This window comes from Paraburkholderia sp. FW306-02-B (assembly GCF_058782725.1).
Genome location: NZ_JBYSXZ010000002.1, coordinates 1,674,511 through 1,693,568, shown reverse-complemented (window position 1 = coordinate 1,693,568; position 19,058 = coordinate 1,674,511). Strand labels below are relative to the sequence as shown.

The following is a 19,058-nucleotide window of genomic DNA, read 5'->3' as shown; positions in this document are numbered from 1 at the left end:
AAAAGAGACCGCCCGCAGCCGAAGCAGCCGGGCGGTCAGGCACCACTGGAGAAACCCTGCAATCTGCCTGTACTTCGCTTTTGTCCTGCTTCTGTCCTATGGAGTGCTCAGTACTTCGCCTTAGTACTTGCGCGTCGGCAGAGTCTGCGCCGCGACGCTCATCGGGAAGACGGTCTCTTCCGTCAGGATGCGCTTGGGCAGCGGCTTGCCTGCCATCACGTCCTTGACCGCCGACATCAGTTGCGGCCCCAGCAACGGACTGCACTCGACGTCGACGTTCATCTTGCCCGCGGCCATCGCCTGGAAGCCGCCCTTGGTCGCGTCGAACGAGACGACAGTGATGTCCTTGCCGGGATGCATGCCGGCCTCTTCCATCGCCTGGATGGCGCCGAGCGCCATATCGTCGTTATGCGCATAAACTACATTTATTTTATTTCCATAAGTTTTTATAAACGCTTCCATCACCTGCTTGCCGCCGGCAAGCGTGAAGTCGCCGCTTTGCGACGCGATGATCTTGAATTTGGGATCGCTCTTGATCACTTCGATCAAGCCCGAATGCCGGTCGTTGGCAGGCGCCGAGCCGACCGTTCCCTGAAGTTCAGCGATGTTAATCGGGCCTTGATCGTTTTTATAGTGATCTGCGAGCCAATGGCCGCCACGGCGCCCCTCTTCCATGAAGTCGGAACCGATCATCGTGACGTATAGCGAGGTGTCTTTCACGTCGATGTTGCGGTCGGTCAGGATCACCGGAATCTTCGCGGCTTTGGCCTCACGCAGCACGGGCTCCCAACCGGATTCAACGACCGGCGAGAACGCGATCACGTCGACCTTCTGCGCGATGTAGGAGCGGATCGCCTTGATCTGGTTTTCCTGCTTTTGCTGGGCGTCCGAGAATTTGAGCTTGATCTTCGCGTCCGCGGCCGCGGACTTCACCGACTCGGTGTTGGCGGTTCGCCATGCGCTTTCAGCGCCGACTTGCGCGAAACCGAGCGTGATCTGTTTGTCTTGCGCGTAAGCGTCCGGCGTTGTCAGCGTCAGCGCACCGATGCCCGCGCAAATCGCGAGAACGCCCAACGCACGACATGCGGCGCGTCGTGTATTCGCCATAACTGTCTCCTGATCGTTGTTGTGTAGGCGATCCATCGAACCGCCCGCCGTTCCGGCATGTCTCGGAGCGTGGATCGTGTTGTAGCGTAGTGTCTGACGCGTTAACCGTCCAATTATATGATTTACGTTGGCGATACCAATTTCGGTATAACGCGCGGTATCGACCATGGCGCCGACATCAGGGCGGCCGCCGCTGTCGCGCGAGTCGCGCCGACCGGGAACCCGTGCCCTCCACGTGCTTTTTATGCGCTTAAGTGCTCGACGGCCGATGCGTCTAACGGTTCGCCGTGCGCGGCGTCACCCAACGGAAGGTCAGATTGATTCGCTCACCGGCGACGCCCGGTTCTTTCGGCACCCGGTGCCGCCACTCGGCCTGCGTGTTGCCCTTCATCACCAGCAGGCTGCCGCCCTTCAGCGAAAACGACTGAACCGTACCCGTGCTGTTGTGCCGCAAATCGAAAGTGCGCGCCGCGCCCAGGCTGATCGAGGCGATGATCGGCCGCGCGCCTAGCTCGGGCTCGCGGTCCGCGTGCCATCCCATGCTGTCGGTGCCGCTGCGATAGCGATTGATCAGTACGCTGTTAAAGCGGGCGTTGCAGGTTGCTTCGGCGGCGGCCTTCAGTTCGGCTACTGTTCGGGTCCACGGTTGGGGCACATTGCGAATGCCTGAGTAGACATAGACCGCGTCCGGCTCGCCCTGCCAGGCGGTCAGCCGCGGCAGCGGCACGCGCCCGGCGGGCGTGCCTATCATGTCCTGACGCCACTCGACTTCGCCGATGAGGTGAGCCAACGCATGCACCGCTGCTTCAGGCGCGAGCCAGTCGGGATACCAGTCGACGTCGGGTGCCGGAAGGTCATCGAAAAGATCCGCCATGAGATTGCCTGAATGCGATTGCGCACGCTCAGCGTGCTCGTGTGAGAACCTTGGCTATTATGGCGGCAGCGACGGCGCCGCTCACGCAGGCGGCTTGCGCTGTCATCCGGTTTTCTTCACTTCAGCGGACTACCATCATGATTCTCTCGGACCAGGCTCTCGATCAACTCTTTCGCGAGGCGCGCACGCATAACGGCTGGCAGCCCGAACCTGTCGACGACGCCGTGCTCAAGCAACTCACCGAACTGGTGCTGCTCGGCCCTACGTCGGCCAATTCGAGCCCCGGTCGCTTCGTCTACGTCAAGACGCCGGAAGGCAAGGAGAAGCTTCGCCCAGCGTTGTCGGCAGGCAACCTCGAAAAGACGATGGCGGCCCCGGTCACGGTGATCGTCGGGATGGATATGGCGTTCTACGAACATCTGCCGAGACTGTTTCCACACGCCGACGCGCGCAGCTGGTTTGCCGGCAACGACAAGGCAATCGCCGATACCGCCTTTCGCAATTCGACGCTGCAAGGTGGTTACCTGATTCTCGCGGCCCGCGCGCTCGGCCTGGACACGGGCGCGATGTCAGGCTTCGATGCTGCCAAGGTCGACGAAGCCTTCTTCGCCGGCACGACGGTGAAGTCGAATTTCCTGATTAATCTGGGCTACGGCGACGCGTCGAAACTGTTTCCCCGCAGCCCGCGCTTCACCTTCGACGAAGCTGCGCGGATCGTCTGAATAGTCTGAACCTGCCGCTGCGCTTATGTGAACAGCGCCACGTAGAACACCACCACGCCGATTACCGCACCGATAAAACAAAAACCTTCTTCGGCGTCGTCGCCATTGGAACGCAACCACCCGCCGACGACGCCGAACAACCCGGCAATGCCGAGCGCAACGCATACCATCACGACGTCGAATAACGCACTTCGTCCCAGTTCGGAAATGTCGATGTCGCGTACGCCGTAGTACAAGCCGACTGCCATCAGCGATATGGCGACCAGCGGCAGCATCACGTGGCTTCCCTCATATCCGACGTGATGCGCGTGATGTGCGTGGCGTGCCTGATTGCCTGATCTCAGCAGTTTCATCATGCGTCTCCTGCCTCCGCCCTCTGCCGGCGATAAACCGAACCGCCACTGAGTCGCGACGACCCTGATATAAGCCGGTTCTCTTTCAGAATAGTCCACGCACAACGACAATTCAAAGGCCGTTTAATTACGCTGAGCGGCCCGCCTGGAAGGGCTTCATACGGTACGACGGATGCTGCGCTGCGGAAATCGCCGGCAGAGACGCCGGTGGCCTGGTTCGCACCCGAGGAACCCAATTTGACACGGCCGGCAAGGGATAGCACATCCCAGTAGAATGATCTGGCCGTCAGCGTTTTTCCTGGTTCGAGCTGACGAGCCGCCGCCGGTCTTCCAACTGCGCCGGCCCCTTCCCGCCTCTATCCTCTCTATGCGCCGCTCATCGTTTCTTGTTCGCATCATCCTGATTGGCATTCTGCTGCACATTTACGTCGGTTTTCGCCTGATTCCCGATTTGCCGATCAATGCCGCCGGCCGGTGGCTGTGTGCGTTGTGGCTGGTGCTGTCGATCTTTCTGATTCCGCTCGGCATGCTGGCGCGCACGGTCAAACAGCAACCGCTCAGCGACCGGCTAGCGTGGGTCGGCTTGCTGACGATGGGCTTCTTCTCATCGCTGCTGGTGCTGACTTTCGTGCGCGACCTTGGTCTGGCTTCGCTGCTGACCGTCGACGCAATCTGGCCGAACACCGTCGCGCTGGCACGCTGGCGGACCGGCTCGGCGGCAGCCGTGCCAGTGCTCGCACTGCTCTCTACGCTGGTCGGCCTCTTCAACGCGCGGCGCCGCGCCCGGGTCGTGACGATCGAGGTGCCGATCGACGATTTGCCGGCGGCGCTCGACGGCTTCACGATCGTCCAGATCAGCGATATCCACGTCGGCCCAACCATCAAACGCCGTTACGTGGACGCGATCGTCGACACGGTCAATCGCCTCAAGCCTGACCTGATCGCCGTAACCGGCGATATCGTGGACGGCAGCGTGCCGCAGCTGACCAAACACACGCAGCCGCTGGGGCGGCTCAGCGCGCGTCACGGCGCCTTCCTGGTGACCGGCAATCACGAGTACTACGCCGGTGCGAACGCATGGATCGACGAGTTCCGGCGCCTGGGTCTGAACGTTCTGCTGAACGAGCACGTGATCGTCGATCACGACGGTGCACGCGCCGTGATTGCGGGGGTGACCGATTACTCGGCAGGTCATCATGATCCGTTGCACCGCAGCGACCCGGTTGCGGCACTCGCCGGCGCGCCGGGCGACGTGCTGATCAAAGTGCTGCTCGCCCACCAGCCGCGGTCCGCCGAAGCGGCCGCCGCAGCAGGTTTCACGTTGCAGTTGTCCGGCCACACGCACGGCGGCCAGTTCTTCCCGTGGAATTTCTTTGTGCGTTTTCAGCAGCCGTTCACAGCGGGTCTCGCGCGCCTGAACGGACTGTGGGTCTACACGAGCCGCGGCACCGGCTACTGGGGGCCGCCGAAGCGCTTGGGCGCGCCCTCGGAAATCACGCGGCTGCGCCTCGTGCCCGGCGAGCCAGACTGAAGCGCCACGTCATATGGCAGTGCGTTGAAACGACAGCGCAGATGTCCGGGAAGGACATCCGCGCCTCGGCGCAAACGCGCCGCTCAAACTCAATGAGCTTACTGCGCGGGCGCCACCGCCACGCTCACCTGCGGCGCGTACGCCACCGACACCTGCATGCCCGGCGTGACATCAGCGACCTTTGCCGGCTCACGCCTCCGAATGTGGAACACGGCGCCATTCGGACCTGTCAAGGCCATGATGCCGGTGGCGTGATCGACTGCCTGAACCTCAGCGGTCACGTTATGCACAGTGTTCGCCTGAGCTGATTGAGCCGCAGTGCCGTGTCCGCCGGCACCACGTGTCATGCTGACCATGGCATTGCGCATCATCCGGATATGAACTTTACCGCCCTGCTTGGTCTGCGCGAGGTTGCTGGTATCCGCGATATTGAACGAGGCTTCGCCGCCCTGTGCGTCGAGCACGGTAGCCGAATATTCCTCAATTGAGTGAACAGCGGAAAAGAGATGACGTCGCGCAGAGCGTTCTGCGAAGCCGTGAGAAGTGAAACGCGGATTGAGCGCCAAACCAGACCGGTGCAGCACGACGTGTCCTGAATCATCCAGACAGTGTGTTTTCCGGGACGGACACCGTCAATATTCGGAGTCCGTATTTATGCAGGGAAAAATCCGGGTTCGCCGCGGAAACTTCCCAAAGGTTGAAAAAAGCAACATCGCAACCAGACTTCATCCCGGCTTGACTTAACTTTGCAGAGCTGCCTAAAATTCGCCCAGTTCATTTAACCGGAATGACGATCTTGGACAGTAGCAGTAGTCGCAGTCGAGCTTCGATTCGCCCGATCGCCTGATCCGCAAGATTTCCGCGTCAGCAGTTTGCCTGCCGCTGTCTTGCCGTGAGGCCAGACGGTGCACGTCGTTTATCCCCTCGTACTGCCCATGAAGCGCTGCATGGCTCGATGCCGTACAGATGCTCCACTGCATTTCGCGCCGCAAGCCTTTGCTTGTGCGCCTCGTCACGCCTGATCGCGCCCGCGTGTCCACGTCCGGATACGCGCTGCTGTCACGCGTAGGGTTCACAATGTGCGAAGCGCGCACCAACCTTTCTTATCGATGACACTTGAATTCGTCTTGCGGCTCCTTGCCGCTTTCGCCTGCGGCGTCGCCATCGGCCTCGAACGGCAGATGCGGCAGCGCAGTGCCGGCCTGCGCACCATCACGCTGGTCGCCAGCGGCGCGTGCCTGTTCGTTACCCTCGGCGTGCTGACCGGCACCGGCACGGCCGGCATCACGCAGATTGCCGCATATGTCGTGTCCGGCGTCGGTTTTCTCGGCGGCGGCGTGATCATGCGCGACAAAGGTTCCATTCAGGGGATCAACACGGCCGCGACCTTGTGGTGCTCCGCGGCGGTCGGCGTATTGTGCGGCGCAGGCCACTACGGCCCGGCGCTCGCCGGCACCGTGGTCGTACTGCTGACCAACACGCTGCTGCGCGAAGTTAGCCGTACTATCAACGCGACGCCCGTCTCGAACGCAGACCTGGTGCGCGAGTACGTGCTGACGGTAGTGTGCCGGGAGGCTGACGAGATTCATATTCGTACAGCCCTGTCCAATTCGATGTATTCAGCACCGCTGTCGTTCCAGAGCCTGACGAGCGAAGACGTCGAAGACGATGCGGGCCGCATTCGCGTCACAGCCACGTTGAAACTGCATCCGAAGGATCAATCTAAACTGGAGCAGATGGCGAGCCGCATCAGCATGGAAAAGAGCGTATCCAGCGTCAGTTGGATCGCTAAAGAAGCAGAGCCGACACCGGAATGACCGGCCGTCGACAAGTCCCCCATATCTCCACGCATCGTCTACACTTAGTTTGCAATAGATTTAGACAATGTTAATTCCACGTCCTGAATATGGACGGCACAACAGCCTTCGACTAAGCTCTGTCACCGTGAATTTTTCACACTCAACCATGGAGTCTCAATTATGGAACACGGCATCATTGCATGGCTCATCATCGGCGCGATCGCCGGCTGGCTCGCTGGCGTGCTCGTCAAGGGTGGCGGCTTCGGCCTGATCGTCGATATCATCGTCGGGATTGTCGGCGCGTTCATCGGCGGCTGGCTTGCCGGTGTGCTGCATATTTCGCTCGGCGGCGGCTGGATCGGCTCGATCATTACTGCTGTGATCGGCGCGGTCATTCTATTGTTCATTATCCGGCTCTTCCGACGCGGTACCTGACCGTAGCAACTGATGTTGTGCGGCGTCAGGGGCCAATGCCACTTGACGCCGGCCTTAATTAAAGAAGTGCTTCCCCCGCCGGCAACATCGAGCCGGTGTCACGCAGCCGCGTATGCCATGCGAATGCCTGGTCCAACCGATGCGGCGTTTGTCCACCCCACTGCAAGGCGTCCCGATAGTAGTCGCGAAGCAGATCGCGATACAGCGGATGCACGCAGTTCTCGATGATCAGCGTGGCGCGTTCTCGCGGCGCAAGCCCGCGCAGATCGGCGAGCCCCTGCTCCGTCACCACCACATCCACGTCGTGTTCGTTGTGATCGCAATGCGGCACCATTGGCACGACGCTCGAGATCCGGCCACCCTTGGCCATCGACTTGGTCGCAAAAATCGCACACGACGCATTGCGCGAAAAGTCGCCCGACCCGCCGATACCGTTCATCATGTGCGTGCCGCCTACGTGCGTCGAATTCACGTTGCCGTAGATGTCGAATTCCAACGCGGTATTCAATGCGATCAGCCCGAGCCGGCGAATGACTTCAGGATGGTTGCTGACCTCTTGCGGACGCAACACGAGACGGTCGCGATAGCGCTCGAGCGCCCCGAACACCTGCGCCTGGCGCGTGGCCGACAGCGTGATCGACGCACCGGAGGCGAACGTCACCTTACCGGCGTCCATCAGGTCGAAAGTCGAATCCTGCAGCACTTCTGAATAAATTTCGAATGCATCGAACGGCGCATCGACAAAGCCGGCGAGCACCGCATTGGCAATCGTACCGATGCCGGCCTGCAACGGCGGCAAGCTCTTGGGCATGCGCCCGTGCGACACCTCGTGCTGGAAAAATTCGATCAGATGGCCGGCAATCTGCACGGTCTCCGTATCCGCGGGCAGCACCGTGGACGGACTGTCCGCCATATCGGTAATGACGATCGCGGCGATTTTTTCGGGCGGAATCTCGATAGCCGGCGTGCCGACGCGGTCTTGCGGACTAACAATAGGCAGCGGTTCGCGGTGCGGCCTGCGGCCCGGGATCCAGATGTCGTGCAGCCCTTCGAGCGCGAGCGGCTGAGCGAGATTGATTTCGACGATGACCTTGTCCGCGAGGATCGCGAAGCTCGCCGAATTGCCAACCGAGGTGGTCGGCACAATGCCGCCGGTTTCGGTGATCGCGGCGGCTTCGATAATGGCGATGTCGAGCTTGCCGAGTTGATTCGCGCGCAGCATCTCGACGGTTTCGGACAGATGCTGATCGACGAACATCACTTCGCCGCGATTGATCGCGTCGCGCAAGGTCTTGTCCACTTGAAACGGCAGACGGCGCGCCAATACGTGCGCCTCGGTCAGCATGCGGTCAACGTCATGACCAAGTGACGCGCCGGTCATCAACGTAATGCGCAGCGGTTTGCCTTCGTGGCGCGCCCGCTCGGCGAGCGCAACAGGGACAGCCTTGGTGTCGCCCGCGCGCGTAAAGCCGCTGGCGCCGACGCGCACGCCGTCCTGAATCAGCAGCGCTGCCTCGGCCGCTGAAGTGATCTTGCCGCGCAGCGCGGCACAACGAATCCGGTCTTCGTACATGAAACTGAGTCTCTCCATAGTCACCAGCCCAGTCTACCGGTGCGCACGTCTGCGGTGTGCTTCGCCCAGTAGCCAGATTGCCGCACCCTGCCGCGGCGTCTCGATGGGACGGCGTCGCGGCCAGATGTTTCGTCGCGCGCCAAACGCTCGCGACAGGTCTTGCGGGTATTGCGTGTGTTACGCGCGACGCTGCTTAGCTGCCGAAGTAGATATTGCAGAAGCTCACAGGACCGACACATTCTTCAACTTTGGCCTTCGGCGCAACAGTCCGGCCTTGCTCAGCGACGCTGTTGGCGCGCGGCGCATTCGCTTGCGAAACTTGCGGCGTCGGGGCGGCGGGGGCAGTTTGTGCGTGAGCAACGGCAGCGGACAAAGAGCAGGCAATCAGGACAATCTTCAACACTTTCATTTTATTCTCCAGTACTTACGGTTACGCCCCGTAGGACGTCCCCTTGGGGGACTGCGTGGCAGTGATGAAACTATATGGCTGCCATCTGCGCAGATAAACGGGGCTGCCCGGAAGTGATCTTTCCATCTGGCAGAAGGATCGGATCGCCTGGTGATCGGGCACCTCCTTCAGCGCGTGTTGAAGGGCGCGTCTTTGTCGAGCAAGGCTGTGCGAATGAAATGCAGGCAACTGAGGATGCGTTGCAGGTCGTGACGCTTATCGCGATCGGCATGAACGGTTTCGAGGACGTCCTGCACCGTCCACGTAGCCGAGCGCACGGATACGAGCGCTCGCTCGAGACTACGTGCGTCCGGCTGCGCGAAGAGCCGAGCGAGGTCAGCGCCGGTGCGCTCGAGGCTGCTGCCCCAGCGCGGGTGGAGCGCCTGCGCGTAGGGCGCGCGAGCCACTTCGTTGCGCAGATCGATCACGGCGTGCCCCACTTCGAGCGTGACCAGCATCCAGCGCAAGGCGTCGCGGCGGCGCCGCGAGCGCCGCGTCAGCAGCAGACGCAGTTGCGAAGTCAGATCGTGCGTGCTCGACTGGAATCGCTGATTGAGTCCCGGCAGTTCGCCCTTGCACGCGAACACGACCTGCGCGCGCAAATCGCCCTTGATTCTCTCCGTGAGCCACGGCATATCGGCCGGAAAAACCACCGCGAAGACGATCGCGGCGAGCAGCAGCGATGCGGTGACCGCGATACCGTTGTTAATCAGCAGATCGGGCGCATACGTGACGGCGTTGTCCGGTCCGGCGAGCAGGCAGAAGAACACCGCAAAACCGATGCCGTAACCCGACGCACGCTTGTGTGTCGCGATGAACGCGCCGAGCACAAGCACCGGTGCGAGCGACGTGCAAAGCAGCGGAAAACCGTCGATGTTCGGATAAACGTAGCAGGTGAACAGGTAGCCGGTCATGATCGCCAGCACGGCGCCGACGGCTATCTGCACGGCCATCTTCGAAGCGTTCGGCGCGGTGGACGTCAGCGCGCATACCAACGCTGCGCCAATAACCGCAAGACTGCCGCTCGGCCAGTCGGTAGCGATCCAGAACCAGCCGACGACTGCCGTCACCACCGCCGTCCTGACAAAGGTGAACGCAACGACGAAGCCGTTCGTCTTGCTGGCATAGCGGCTGGTGTTGCGCTGCCGCCCTGCCGGCTTGCGCTGCGCCAGCGATGCGTAAGTCTCCGAATACCCGATCCATTCGCCGACGAACCGATACAGTAGTTCCGCGGCCGTATCGAAGTCCGCCAGCGATTCAGCGGACGCCGCTTCGAGAGGCCGCCTTGTTGCGCGCACGCGCCGTGGCAGCGTCGCCTGAAAGAGCCGCAGACGGGCGGCCACGCGCGATGCATCGACAGTATCAGGCTGTGGCGCGATCAGCGCCGACAGCTCGTGAAAGTACGGCGTGATGGCCTCGACCATCCTTCGCGGCCCGCTAGCGCGCAAACGCTTGAGCAGCTGATGCAGCGCATGCAGCCGCGCGCATGCGTCCATGAATTCGCCGTTCAGACGACCGAGATGCTGACTGCGCGTGCGCATCGCGGGGTCTTCGAAGGCGGCAAAAATGCGCGTCGCTTCGAAGCTGACAATTTCATCGACCAGATCGGCAAAGCGCCGCTCGAACTGCCCACGCTCGAGCCCGCGGCCCAGCACGTCGGCGGCGAACGCAGTAAAATTCGTATATCGAATTTGTAGCGCGCGTCGCAGCGCAAGGCTGGAACGCTGCGGCACGATTAGCGCGCTCACCGCACTCGAACACACGATGCCGACCGCCACTTCCGCCGCGCGCGTTAGCGCGGCCAGAAACAGGTCGTGGGGCGCCGTGACATTCGGAATGCCGATCAAGGCGGCGGTGTAACCCGCCAGCACGAAGCCATACCACCTGAAATGCCGATAACGGACCGCCGCAGCGATACAGGCGCTCACCCAGCAAGTCATGCCGAGCATGTACAACTCGGGCTGCTGGACAAACAGCGAGCCGAGCACCAGCGCAGCGACCGTACCTACAGCGGTCCCCAGAATCCGATAGAAACTCTTGGCGAGCACCATGCCGCTGAATGGCTGCATCAGCACGAACACCGTGGTCATCGCGATGCGCGGCTGTTGCAGATCCAGCAGCATGGCAATGCCAAGGGCCAGCAGGCCGGCTGTTACGGTCTTCAGCAGATGCAGCCAGACCAGACCGTCGCTGCTCGCCCAATCTCGAGTGGCGGCACTGAGCGCTTGCAACATGTCGTTCCACTGCGGGCGGGAATCCGCCGTCTGTTTGATCGCATGTTGGCGTTTCATGGAAAAGCAATGCGCCCCGGTTTGTCACTGAAGAAAGCACCGGCGAAGAAACCGCGCGCACCGGCAGGCAAGGCGCCGATTGTAGGAGCATGCGTCGCGCGCATTAATAGGACGGGGACGGAACGTCCCTTCCAGAATGAACAACAATGAGTTTTCGCGACAGGCGGACAATATGGCCTCCGCCGTGAAATAGAAGGATCGATGGATACGTTACAAAATATGCGAGTGTTCGTGCGCGTGGTCGAAGCCGGTAGTTTTACCGCCGCCGCGCAGTCGCTCAATTCAACGACCGGTGCGATGTCGCGCGCGGTCTCGGAACTCGAAGCACATTTGCGCACACGTTTGCTGAACCGTTCGACGCGGCGCCTTGCGCTCACCACGGCTGGCGAGCGCTACCTGAAGCGCGGCCTGCAAATTCTCGCAGACGTCGATACAGCGGAAGAAGAAGCAAGTTGCGCGCACGAGCGGCCGAGCGGCGCTTTGCGCATGCATAGCTTTGCCAGCATCGGCCAGCATTACGTGCTGCCGGCCATCTCGCGCTATCGCGCGCTGTATCCCGAGGTCACCGTCGAACTCACGCTATCGCAGCGGATGCCTGATCTCTTCGAAGGTAGCAGTGACGTGGCTGTGGTCGGCGCATCGTCTTTGCCGAATTCGGACCTCGTGTCGCTGCTGCTAGGCTCGACATTCAGCATCTTGTGCGCGTCGCCGGCATACGTGCGCAACCGCGGCACGCCGAAAGAACCTCGCGATCTTGCGCATCACGAATGCCTGATCTTGTATACGCCAGCCTTTCCGCCCCATGAATGGGTACTCGACGGGCCTAACGGCAGTGAAACGATGGAGGTCAACGGGCCGGTTCAGGTCAATATCGCGGAATCGCTGATCGTGGCGATTCGTGAAGGAATGGGCATCGGCATGGTACCGCTCTATTCTGCGATTGCGGGCTTGCGCGACGGAACGCTGGTGCGCGTGTTGCCGCAGCATACGCTGCAGAAGATGAACATTTACGCACTGTATCCGTCACGTAAGTTCATCGATGCAAAGACACGGACATGGGTTGAATTTCTGCGTGCGCATCTGCCAAAAGTGATTGCGCGCGACGAGGCTCTGCTCGCGGAAGTCGACCGGGCGCTCGCAGCCGATGACGCGTTGCACGTTCCGGCTCCGGCGGGCGTGATCGCCGATAGCGATAGCCATCCAGGACATTAATCCAGAACGCAAGGACGAGGCGGTGCGCTGGGTTTTCGGCGCATGCGCCTCAGCCGGGAAGGAACTGAGAGAAAGAACCAGGCGTGTTGTCAGTCGCGATGGTTTTTACCGGCGTAAACGCAGAAACCCCACCGTTGCGGGGTGGGGTTTCTGGTCCTGCATGGGAGCCTGACGATTACCTACTTTCACACGGGAATCCGCACTATCATCGGCGTGGAGTCGTTTCACGGTCCTGTTCGGGATGGGAAGGGGTGGGACCGACTCGCTATGGTCATCAGGCATGACTTGTTGCCGTACTGTTCTTTGGGAACAGCACAGCCAATCGGGAAGAAGTAGTTTCTGGTGATGCTCACCAGAGGGAGTTGTGTTGTTTCCGGCACAACATCGATCTCAACCTGTGTGTTCTGCTACCCCATCTGGGGGTTCACACGCATCCCCTTCGGGGATCGGACCAGCGTAAGGGCTTTGCATGGGCCCGGAGCAAGTGCTAAAGCACTCACTCCGGCCGACAGCTAAAGCGCTAACGCTGGTCGAGACACACCTGTTATAGGATCAAGCCTTACGGGCAATTAGTATCAGTTAGCTTAACGCATTACTGCGCTTCCACACCTGACCTATCAACGTCCTGGTCTTGAACGACCCTTCAAGGGGCTCGAAGCCCCGGGGATATCTCATCTTAAGGCGAGTTTCCCGCTTAGATGCTTTCAGCGGTTATCTCTTCCGAACATAGCTACCCGGCGATGCCACTGGCGTGACAACCGGTACACCAGAGGTTCGTCCACTCCGGTCCTCTCGTACTAGGAGCAGCCCCCTTCAAATATCCAGCGCCCACGGCAGATAGGGACCAAACTGTCTCACGACGTTTTAAACCCAGCTCACGTACCTCTTTAAATGGCGAACAGCCATACCCTTGGGACCGGCTACAGCCCCAGGATGAGATGAGCCGACATCGAGGTGCCAAACACCGCCGTCGATATGAACTCTTGGGCGGTATCAGCCTGTTATCCCCAGAGTACCTTTTATCCGTTGAGCGATGGCCCTTCCATACAGAACCACCGGATCACTATGACCTGCTTTCGCACCTGCTCGACTTGTCGGTCTCGCAGTTAAGCACGCTTATGCCATTGCACTATCAGCACGATTTCCGACCGTACCTAGCGTACCTTCGTACTCCTCCGTTACACTTTGGGAGGAGACCGCCCCAGTCAAACTGCCTACCATGCACTGTCCCCAGTCCGGATCACGGACCAAGGTTAGAACCTCAAACAAACCAGGGTGGTATTTCAAGGACGGCTCCACGGAAACTGGCGTTCCCGCTTCATAGCCTCCCACCTATCCTACACAGATCGGTTCAAAGTCCAATGCAAAGCTACAGTAAAGGTTCATGGGGTCTTTCCGTCTAGCCGCGGGGAGATTGCATCATCACAAACACTTCAACTTCGCTGAGTCTCGGGAGGAGACAGTGTGGCCATCGTTACGCCATTCGTGCAGGTCGGAACTTACCCGACAAGGAATTTCGCTACCTTAGGACCGTTATAGTTACGGCCGCCGTTTACCGGGACTTCAATCAAGAGCTTGCACCCCATCATTTAATCTTCCGGCACCGGGCAGGCGTCACACCCTATACGTCCACTTTCGTGTTTGCAGAGTGCTGTGTTTTTATTAAACAGTCGCAGCCACCAGTTTATTGCAACCCCTTCACCCTCCTGGCGCAGGCCAGTCAGGCTACAGGGGCGTACCTTATCCCGAAGTTACGGTACCAATTTGCCGAGTTCCTTCTCCCGAGTTCTCTCAAGCGCCTTAGAATACTCATCTCGCCCACCTGTGTCGGTTTGCGGTACGGTCCTGTTAAACTGAAGCTTAGAGGCTTTTCTTGGAACCACTTCCGATTGCTTCTTCACCGAAGTGAATGGCCTCGCACCCTTGAATTCCGCGCCCGGATTTGCCTGAGCGCCTTCTCCAATGCAAGGACCGGGACTTCCAACACCCGGACAACCTTCCGCGATCCGTCCCCCCATCGCATTTAACAATGGTGCAGGAATATTAACCTGCTTCCCATCAGCTACGCATTTCTGCCTCGCCTTAGGGGCCGACTCACCCTACGCCGATGAACGTTGCGTAGGAAACCTTGGGCTTACGGCGAGGGGGCCTTTCACCCCCTTTATCGCTACTCATGTCAGCATTCGCACTTCCGATACCTCCAGCGCACTTTTCAATGCACCTTCGCAGGCTTACGGAACGCTCTCCTACCATGCACATTACTGTGCATCCGCAGCTTCGGTATATTGCTTAGCCCCGTTACATCTTCCGCGCAGGACGACTCGATCAGTGAGCTATTACGCTTTCTTTAAAGGATGGCTGCTTCTAAGCCAACCTCCTGACTGTTTTAGCCTTCCCACTTCGTTTCCCACTTAGCAATATTTGGGGACCTTAGCTGGCGGTCTGGGTTGTTTCCCTCTTGACACCGGACGTTAGCACCCGATGTCTGTCTCCCGTGATTGCACTCTTCGGTATTCGGAGTTTGCTATGGCGTAGTAATCCGCAATGGACCCCACAACCATGACAGTGCTCTACCCCCGAAGGTGATACACGAGGCACTACCTAAATAGTTTTCGGAGAGAACCAGCTATTTCCAGGTTTGTTTAGCCTTTCACCCCTATCCACAGCTCATCCCCTAACTTTTCAACGTTAGTGGGTTCGGACCTCCAGTACGTGTTACCGCACCTTCATCCTGGCCATGGATAGATCACCTGGTTTCGGGTCTACACCCAGCGACTGAATCGCCCTGTTCGGACTCGCTTTCGCTACGCCTGCCCTAATCGGTTAAGCTTGCCACTGAATGTAAGTCGCTGACCCATTATACAAAAGGTACGCCGTCACCCCTTCGCAGAGGCTCCGACTGTTTGTATGCATGCGGTTTCAGGATCTATTTCACTCCCCTCCCGGGGTTCTTTTCGCCTTTCCCTCACGGTACTGGTTCACTATCGGTCGATCACGAGTATTTAGCCTTGGAGGATGGTCCCCCCATCTTCAGACAGGATTTCACGTGTCCCGCCCTACTTGTCGTACACCCAGTTCTTCCATTCTGTTTTCGTCTACAGGGCTATCACCTGCTATGGCAGCACTTTCCAGAGCTTTCGACTAACAGTACGGATAAAGAGTACAGGCTGGTCCCATTTCGCTCGCCACTACTCTGGGAATCTCGGTTGATTTCTTTTCCTGCGGTTACTTAGATGTTTCAGTTCACCGCGTTCGCTTCACGTAGCCTATGTATTCAGCTACGGATGACCCATACGGGCCGGGTTTCCCCATTCGGATATCGGTGGATCAAAGCTCGTTTGCCAGCTCCCCACCGCTTTTCGCAGGCTACCGCGTCCTTCATCGCCTGTGATCGCCAAGGCATCCACCACATGCACTTGTTCGCTTGACCCTATAACGGGTGTGTCTCATGTGTCACCCACTGGGAATGACACGTTCGTCACAATCGCTACAGGTTGAGTATTCGTGTTGCGCCGTATTCCAAGAGCAATCTTTCGATCTCTCTTTTCATACATTGATACAATCACAACCCTGATTCACCTACTCAGCACCCATCTCTAAGTGCCTTTCGTGAATCTCTTTACTACTTCTTCCTGATTGTTAAAGAACGACAGCCGATATCGCAGTTGCTATAACCACGTATCACTCTGACTGGCTCAATCGCCAATGCCTGTTTCACTACACCGCAAACCTCTTTCAAGGTTCACCGCAGTAAAACCGGCATTGAAGATTGGTGGAGGATGACGGGATCGAACCGACGACCCCCTGCTTGCAAAGCAGGTGCTCTCCCAGCTGAGCTAATCCCCCAGTCATGCACAGATAATCACCCTACTTCGGGATTCATCGATTAGCGCAGCCATCGCAGACAAGACAATGGTGGGTCTGGATGGATTCGAACCATCGACCCCCGCCTTATCAAGACGGTGCTCTAACCGACTGAGCTACAGACCCCTCAGTCTGTCTGACTTACTGTCCTAATTCACAGCCGATAAGCGTGAGCGCTCAACGTTTGACACGTTAGCTCGAGAAAGGAGGTGATCCAGCCGCACCTTCCGATACGGCTACCTTGTTACGACTTCACCCCAGTCATGAATCCTACCGTGGTGACCGTCCTCCTTGCGGTTAGACTAGCCACTTCTGGTAAAACCCACTCCCATGGTGTGACGGGCGGTGTGTACAAGACCCGGGAACGTATTCACCGCGGCATGCTGATCCGCGATTACTAGCGATTCCAGCTTCACGCACTCGAGTTGCAGAGTGCGATCCGGACTACGATCGGTTTTCTGGGATTGGCTCCCCCTCGCGGGTTGGCGACCCTCTGTTCCGACCATTGTATGACGTGTGAAGCCCTACCCATAAGGGCCATGAGGACTTGACGTCATCCCCACCTTCCTCCGGTTTGTCACCGGCAGTCTCCCTAGAGTGCTCTTGCGTAGCAACTAGGGACAAGGGTTGCGCTCGTTGCGGGACTTAACCCAACATCTCACGACACGAGCTGACGACAGCCATGCAGCACCTGTGTTATGGCTCCCTTTCGGGCACCCCGACCTCTCGGCCAGGTTCCATACATGTCAAGGGTAGGTAAGGTTTTTCGCGTTGCATCGAATTAATCCACATCATCCACCGCTTGTGCGGGTCCCCGTCAATTCCTTTGAGTTTTAATCTTGCGACCGTACTCCCCAGGCGGTCAACTTCACGCGTTAGCTACGTTACCAAGTCAATGAAGACCCGACAACTAGTTGACATCGTTTAGGGCGTGGACTACCAGGGTATCTAATCCTGTTTGCTCCCCACGCTTTCGTGCATGAGCGTCAGTATTGGCCCAGGGGGCTGCCTTCGCCATCGGTATTCCTCCACATCTCTACGCATTTCACTGCTACACGTGGAATTCTACCCCCTCTGCCATACTCTAGCCCGCCAGTCACAAATGCAGTTCCCAGGTTAAGCCCGGGGATTTCACATCTGTCTTAGCGAACCGCCTGCGCACGCTTTACGCCCAGTAATTCCGATTAACGCTTGCACCCTACGTATTACCGCGGCTGCTGGCACGTAGTTAGCCGGTGCTTATTCTTCCGGTACCGTCATCCCCCCGCCGTATTAGGGCAGAAGTTTTCTTTCCGGACAAAAGTGCTTTACAACCCGAAGGCCTTCTTCACACACGCGGCATTGCTGGATCAGGGTTGCCCCCATTGTCCAAAATTCCCCACTGCTGCCTCCCGTAGGAGTCTGGGCCGTGTCTCAGTCCCAGTGTGGCTGGTCGTCCTCTCAGACCAGCTACAGATCGTCGCCTTGGTAGGCCTTTACCCCACCAACTAGCTAATCTGCCATCGGCCGCCCCTGTAGCGGGAGGTCCGAAGATCCCCCCTTTCCTCCGTAGAGCGTATGCGGTATTAATCCGGCTTTCGCCGGGCTATCCCCCACTACAGGACACGTTCCGATGTATTACTCACCCGTTCGCCACTCGCCACCAGGATTGCTCCCGTGCTGCCGTTCGACTTGCATGTGTAAGGCATGCCGCCAGCGTTCAATCTGAGCCAGGATCAAACTCTTCAGTTCAAACCTGTTACTGTTTTTCGGTTCTCGCAGTTGCCTGCTTATGAACCGGTCGCTCACTCAACGTACTGACGAATGATCAACCTGCCGGCGTGAATCCACCCCAGCAGGAAAACCTTCCTTTAATACTAGTGTGAGACTTGATACTTTCGCTTATGCCGGACCCCGAAAGACCCGGCGCGCGTCGCGCATCAAGCGCCCACACTTATCGGCTGTTAATTTTTAAAGATCGATTACGCATTCACCACCGTCACAGCACCGCGCGTCGTCAACCTCACAACCACCCGGCACCGCTTCGTTCTGCGTCGCTGCATCAGCAGCAGAGAAACGAGATTATGGAGAACTTTCGCTACGTCGTCAACAGGTTTTTCTAACTTCCTGAACCTGCCCGACCTGTCGGAAACCCCCGCCATTGCTGGCTCTCCCGCCTCCCGCGCCCCGTTGTCCGAAGCGCGAAAGAGCGAGATTCTAGCGAGCCGGACGACGGCTTGCAAGCGTTATTTTGATACGTATGGACTGCGCCAGATTTGGCGCGAAGATAGCAAACAAGAATAACCGATTCAGGCAGTCACGTGTTTCTGCATCGCTCGCTCAATCACACCTAAATAGTGATCGAGATCGGGCGTCACACGGCCCTCTTCTTTTGCGCGATCGTCCCATTTGCGCAGGCGCAATGCGTCTTCGGCGTAGGGCTTCTTCAGGAACATCGCAGCCTCTTCCTCGCTGAAGATGCCGCCTTGCAACTCCAGGCTCCGCACCGAATCGGCCGAAAGCTTGCCGAAATAGGCATTGTCGATCGCGCATAGGCAGCGCTTGGCGTCGACGTGCAGCCGGATCGGCTCCAATACCGCATCCGACAACACTGGCCGCAAGAACGGTAGCGCAAAATATTGATGCAGATCGTCGATGCCGCGCTCCGTCGGTGTTTCGCCTTGCAGATTCAGCAGATGGCCGAGGTCGTGCAAAAAGGCGGCGGCGACCAGTTCGTCGTCGACACCCTCTTCTTCTGCCAATGCGCCGCTTTGCAGCGCGTGTTCGAGTTGCGTCACCGGCTCGCCGCTATAAGCGAGATTGCCGTATTGCTCGAATAGCGAACGGATGTCGCTCAGACTCAATGCCAC

General features: G+C 58.8%; 13 protein-coding genes, 2 tRNA genes and 3 rRNA genes. 5 read left to right on the top strand and 13 right to left on the bottom strand.

From position 1 onward, the window contains the following. Nucleotides 1-120: 120 nt before the first annotated feature. Complete coding sequence (locus tag AC3WOG_RS28770) at nucleotides 121-1,107, bottom strand: ABC transporter substrate-binding protein (protein ID WP_492581213.1); 987 nt, start codon at nucleotides 1,105-1,107, stop codon at nucleotides 121-123. A 274-nt stretch (nucleotides 1,108-1,381) separates the two neighbouring features. Then, nucleotides 1,382-1,981: an alpha-ketoglutarate-dependent dioxygenase AlkB family protein gene (locus AC3WOG_RS28765; RefSeq protein ID WP_492581212.1), complete on the bottom strand. Its 600-nt coding sequence runs from the start codon at nucleotides 1,979-1,981 to the stop codon at nucleotides 1,382-1,384. Between the two features lie 137 nt (nucleotides 1,982-2,118). On the opposite strand from AC3WOG_RS28765, the gene AC3WOG_RS28760 reads away from it, so the two are divergent. Then, nucleotides 2,119-2,703, top strand: coding sequence for a malonic semialdehyde reductase (locus AC3WOG_RS28760; RefSeq protein ID WP_492581211.1), 585 nt, complete (start codon nucleotides 2,119-2,121; stop codon nucleotides 2,701-2,703). 23 nt (nucleotides 2,704-2,726) lie between these two features. On the opposite strand, the gene AC3WOG_RS28755 is transcribed toward AC3WOG_RS28760, so the two are convergent. Continuing rightward, the gene (locus tag AC3WOG_RS28755; protein ID WP_492582481.1) at nucleotides 2,727-3,056 is read right to left on the bottom strand and encodes a hypothetical protein; all 330 of its coding nucleotides are present in this window, start codon (nucleotides 3,054-3,056) and stop codon (nucleotides 2,727-2,729) included. Nucleotides 3,057-3,423: 367 nt separating this feature from the next. Here AC3WOG_RS28755 and AC3WOG_RS28750 point away from each other — a divergent pair, with 367 nt between their 5' ends. Then, nucleotides 3,424-4,587 (top strand): metallophosphoesterase, encoded by a 1,164-nt coding sequence (locus AC3WOG_RS28750; protein ID WP_492581210.1) that lies wholly within the window; start codon nucleotides 3,424-3,426, stop codon nucleotides 4,585-4,587. A 98-nt stretch (nucleotides 4,588-4,685) separates the two neighbouring features. On the opposite strand, the gene AC3WOG_RS28745 is transcribed toward AC3WOG_RS28750, so the two are convergent. Then, nucleotides 4,686-5,153: a hypothetical protein gene (locus AC3WOG_RS28745; RefSeq protein ID WP_492581209.1), complete on the bottom strand. Its 468-nt coding sequence runs from the start codon at nucleotides 5,151-5,153 to the stop codon at nucleotides 4,686-4,688. 543 nt (nucleotides 5,154-5,696) lie between these two features. Between AC3WOG_RS28745 and AC3WOG_RS28740 the strand changes: the two genes are divergently transcribed. Further along, nucleotides 5,697-6,404 carry an MgtC/SapB family protein gene (locus AC3WOG_RS28740; protein ID WP_341316043.1) on the top strand — a complete coding sequence of 236 codons (708 nt, stop codon included), beginning with the start codon at nucleotides 5,697-5,699 and terminating at the stop codon, nucleotides 6,402-6,404. 162 nt (nucleotides 6,405-6,566) lie between these two features. Continuing rightward, the gene (locus AC3WOG_RS28735; protein WP_410832234.1) at nucleotides 6,567-6,821 is read left to right on the top strand and encodes a GlsB/YeaQ/YmgE family stress response membrane protein; all 255 of its coding nucleotides are present in this window, start codon (nucleotides 6,567-6,569) and stop codon (nucleotides 6,819-6,821) included. 58 nt (nucleotides 6,822-6,879) lie between these two features. Here the strand turns inward: AC3WOG_RS28735 and scpC are convergent, their stop codons facing one another. From scpC to AC3WOG_RS28720, 3 genes are all read right to left on the bottom strand, one after another. Next, entirely contained in the window at nucleotides 6,880-8,394 is a 1,515-nt protein-coding gene (scpC, locus tag AC3WOG_RS28730) for a succinyl-CoA:acetate CoA-transferase ScpC (protein ID WP_492582480.1), read from the bottom strand. Nucleotides 8,395-8,587: 193 nt separating this feature from the next. Next, nucleotides 8,588-8,803: a hypothetical protein gene (locus AC3WOG_RS28725; RefSeq protein WP_492581208.1), complete on the bottom strand. Its 216-nt coding sequence runs from the start codon at nucleotides 8,801-8,803 to the stop codon at nucleotides 8,588-8,590. Between the two features lie 167 nt (nucleotides 8,804-8,970). Then, nucleotides 8,971-11,133, bottom strand: a complete 2,163-nt coding sequence (locus tag AC3WOG_RS28720) for an FUSC family protein (protein WP_492581207.1) — start codon at nucleotides 11,131-11,133, stop codon at nucleotides 8,971-8,973. A 201-nt stretch (nucleotides 11,134-11,334) separates the two neighbouring features. Here AC3WOG_RS28720 and AC3WOG_RS28715 point away from each other — a divergent pair, with 201 nt between their 5' ends. After that, nucleotides 11,335-12,345, top strand: coding sequence for a LysR family transcriptional regulator (locus AC3WOG_RS28715; RefSeq protein ID WP_492581206.1), 1,011 nt, complete (start codon nucleotides 11,335-11,337; stop codon nucleotides 12,343-12,345). Nucleotides 12,346-12,511: 166 nt separating this feature from the next. Here AC3WOG_RS28715 and rrf read toward each other — a convergent pair. The 6 genes from rrf to AC3WOG_RS28685 all read right to left on the bottom strand — a co-directional run bounded on the left by rrf (nucleotide 12,512) and on the right by AC3WOG_RS28685 (nucleotide 19,058). Further along, nucleotides 12,512-12,624: ribosomal RNA gene (gene rrf, locus AC3WOG_RS28710) — 5S ribosomal RNA — on the bottom strand. Nucleotides 12,625-12,893: 269 nt separating this feature from the next. Further along, nucleotides 12,894-15,775: ribosomal RNA gene (locus tag AC3WOG_RS28705) — 23S ribosomal RNA — on the bottom strand. A gap of 340 nt (nucleotides 15,776-16,115) precedes the next feature. Beyond that, nucleotides 16,116-16,191 (bottom strand) — tRNA-Ala (locus AC3WOG_RS28700). 67 nt (nucleotides 16,192-16,258) lie between these two features. Further along, a tRNA-Ile gene (locus tag AC3WOG_RS28695) sits at nucleotides 16,259-16,335 on the bottom strand. 76 nt (nucleotides 16,336-16,411) lie between these two features. Next, nucleotides 16,412-17,940: ribosomal RNA gene (locus tag AC3WOG_RS28690) — 16S ribosomal RNA — on the bottom strand. Together the 16S, 23S and 5S rRNA genes with 2 tRNA genes alongside form the textbook arrangement of a ribosomal RNA operon. A gap of 557 nt (nucleotides 17,941-18,497) precedes the next feature. Beyond that, nucleotides 18,498-19,058 (bottom strand): phosphonate degradation HD-domain oxygenase, encoded by a 561-nt coding sequence (locus AC3WOG_RS28685; RefSeq protein WP_492581205.1) that lies wholly within the window; start codon nucleotides 19,056-19,058, stop codon nucleotides 18,498-18,500.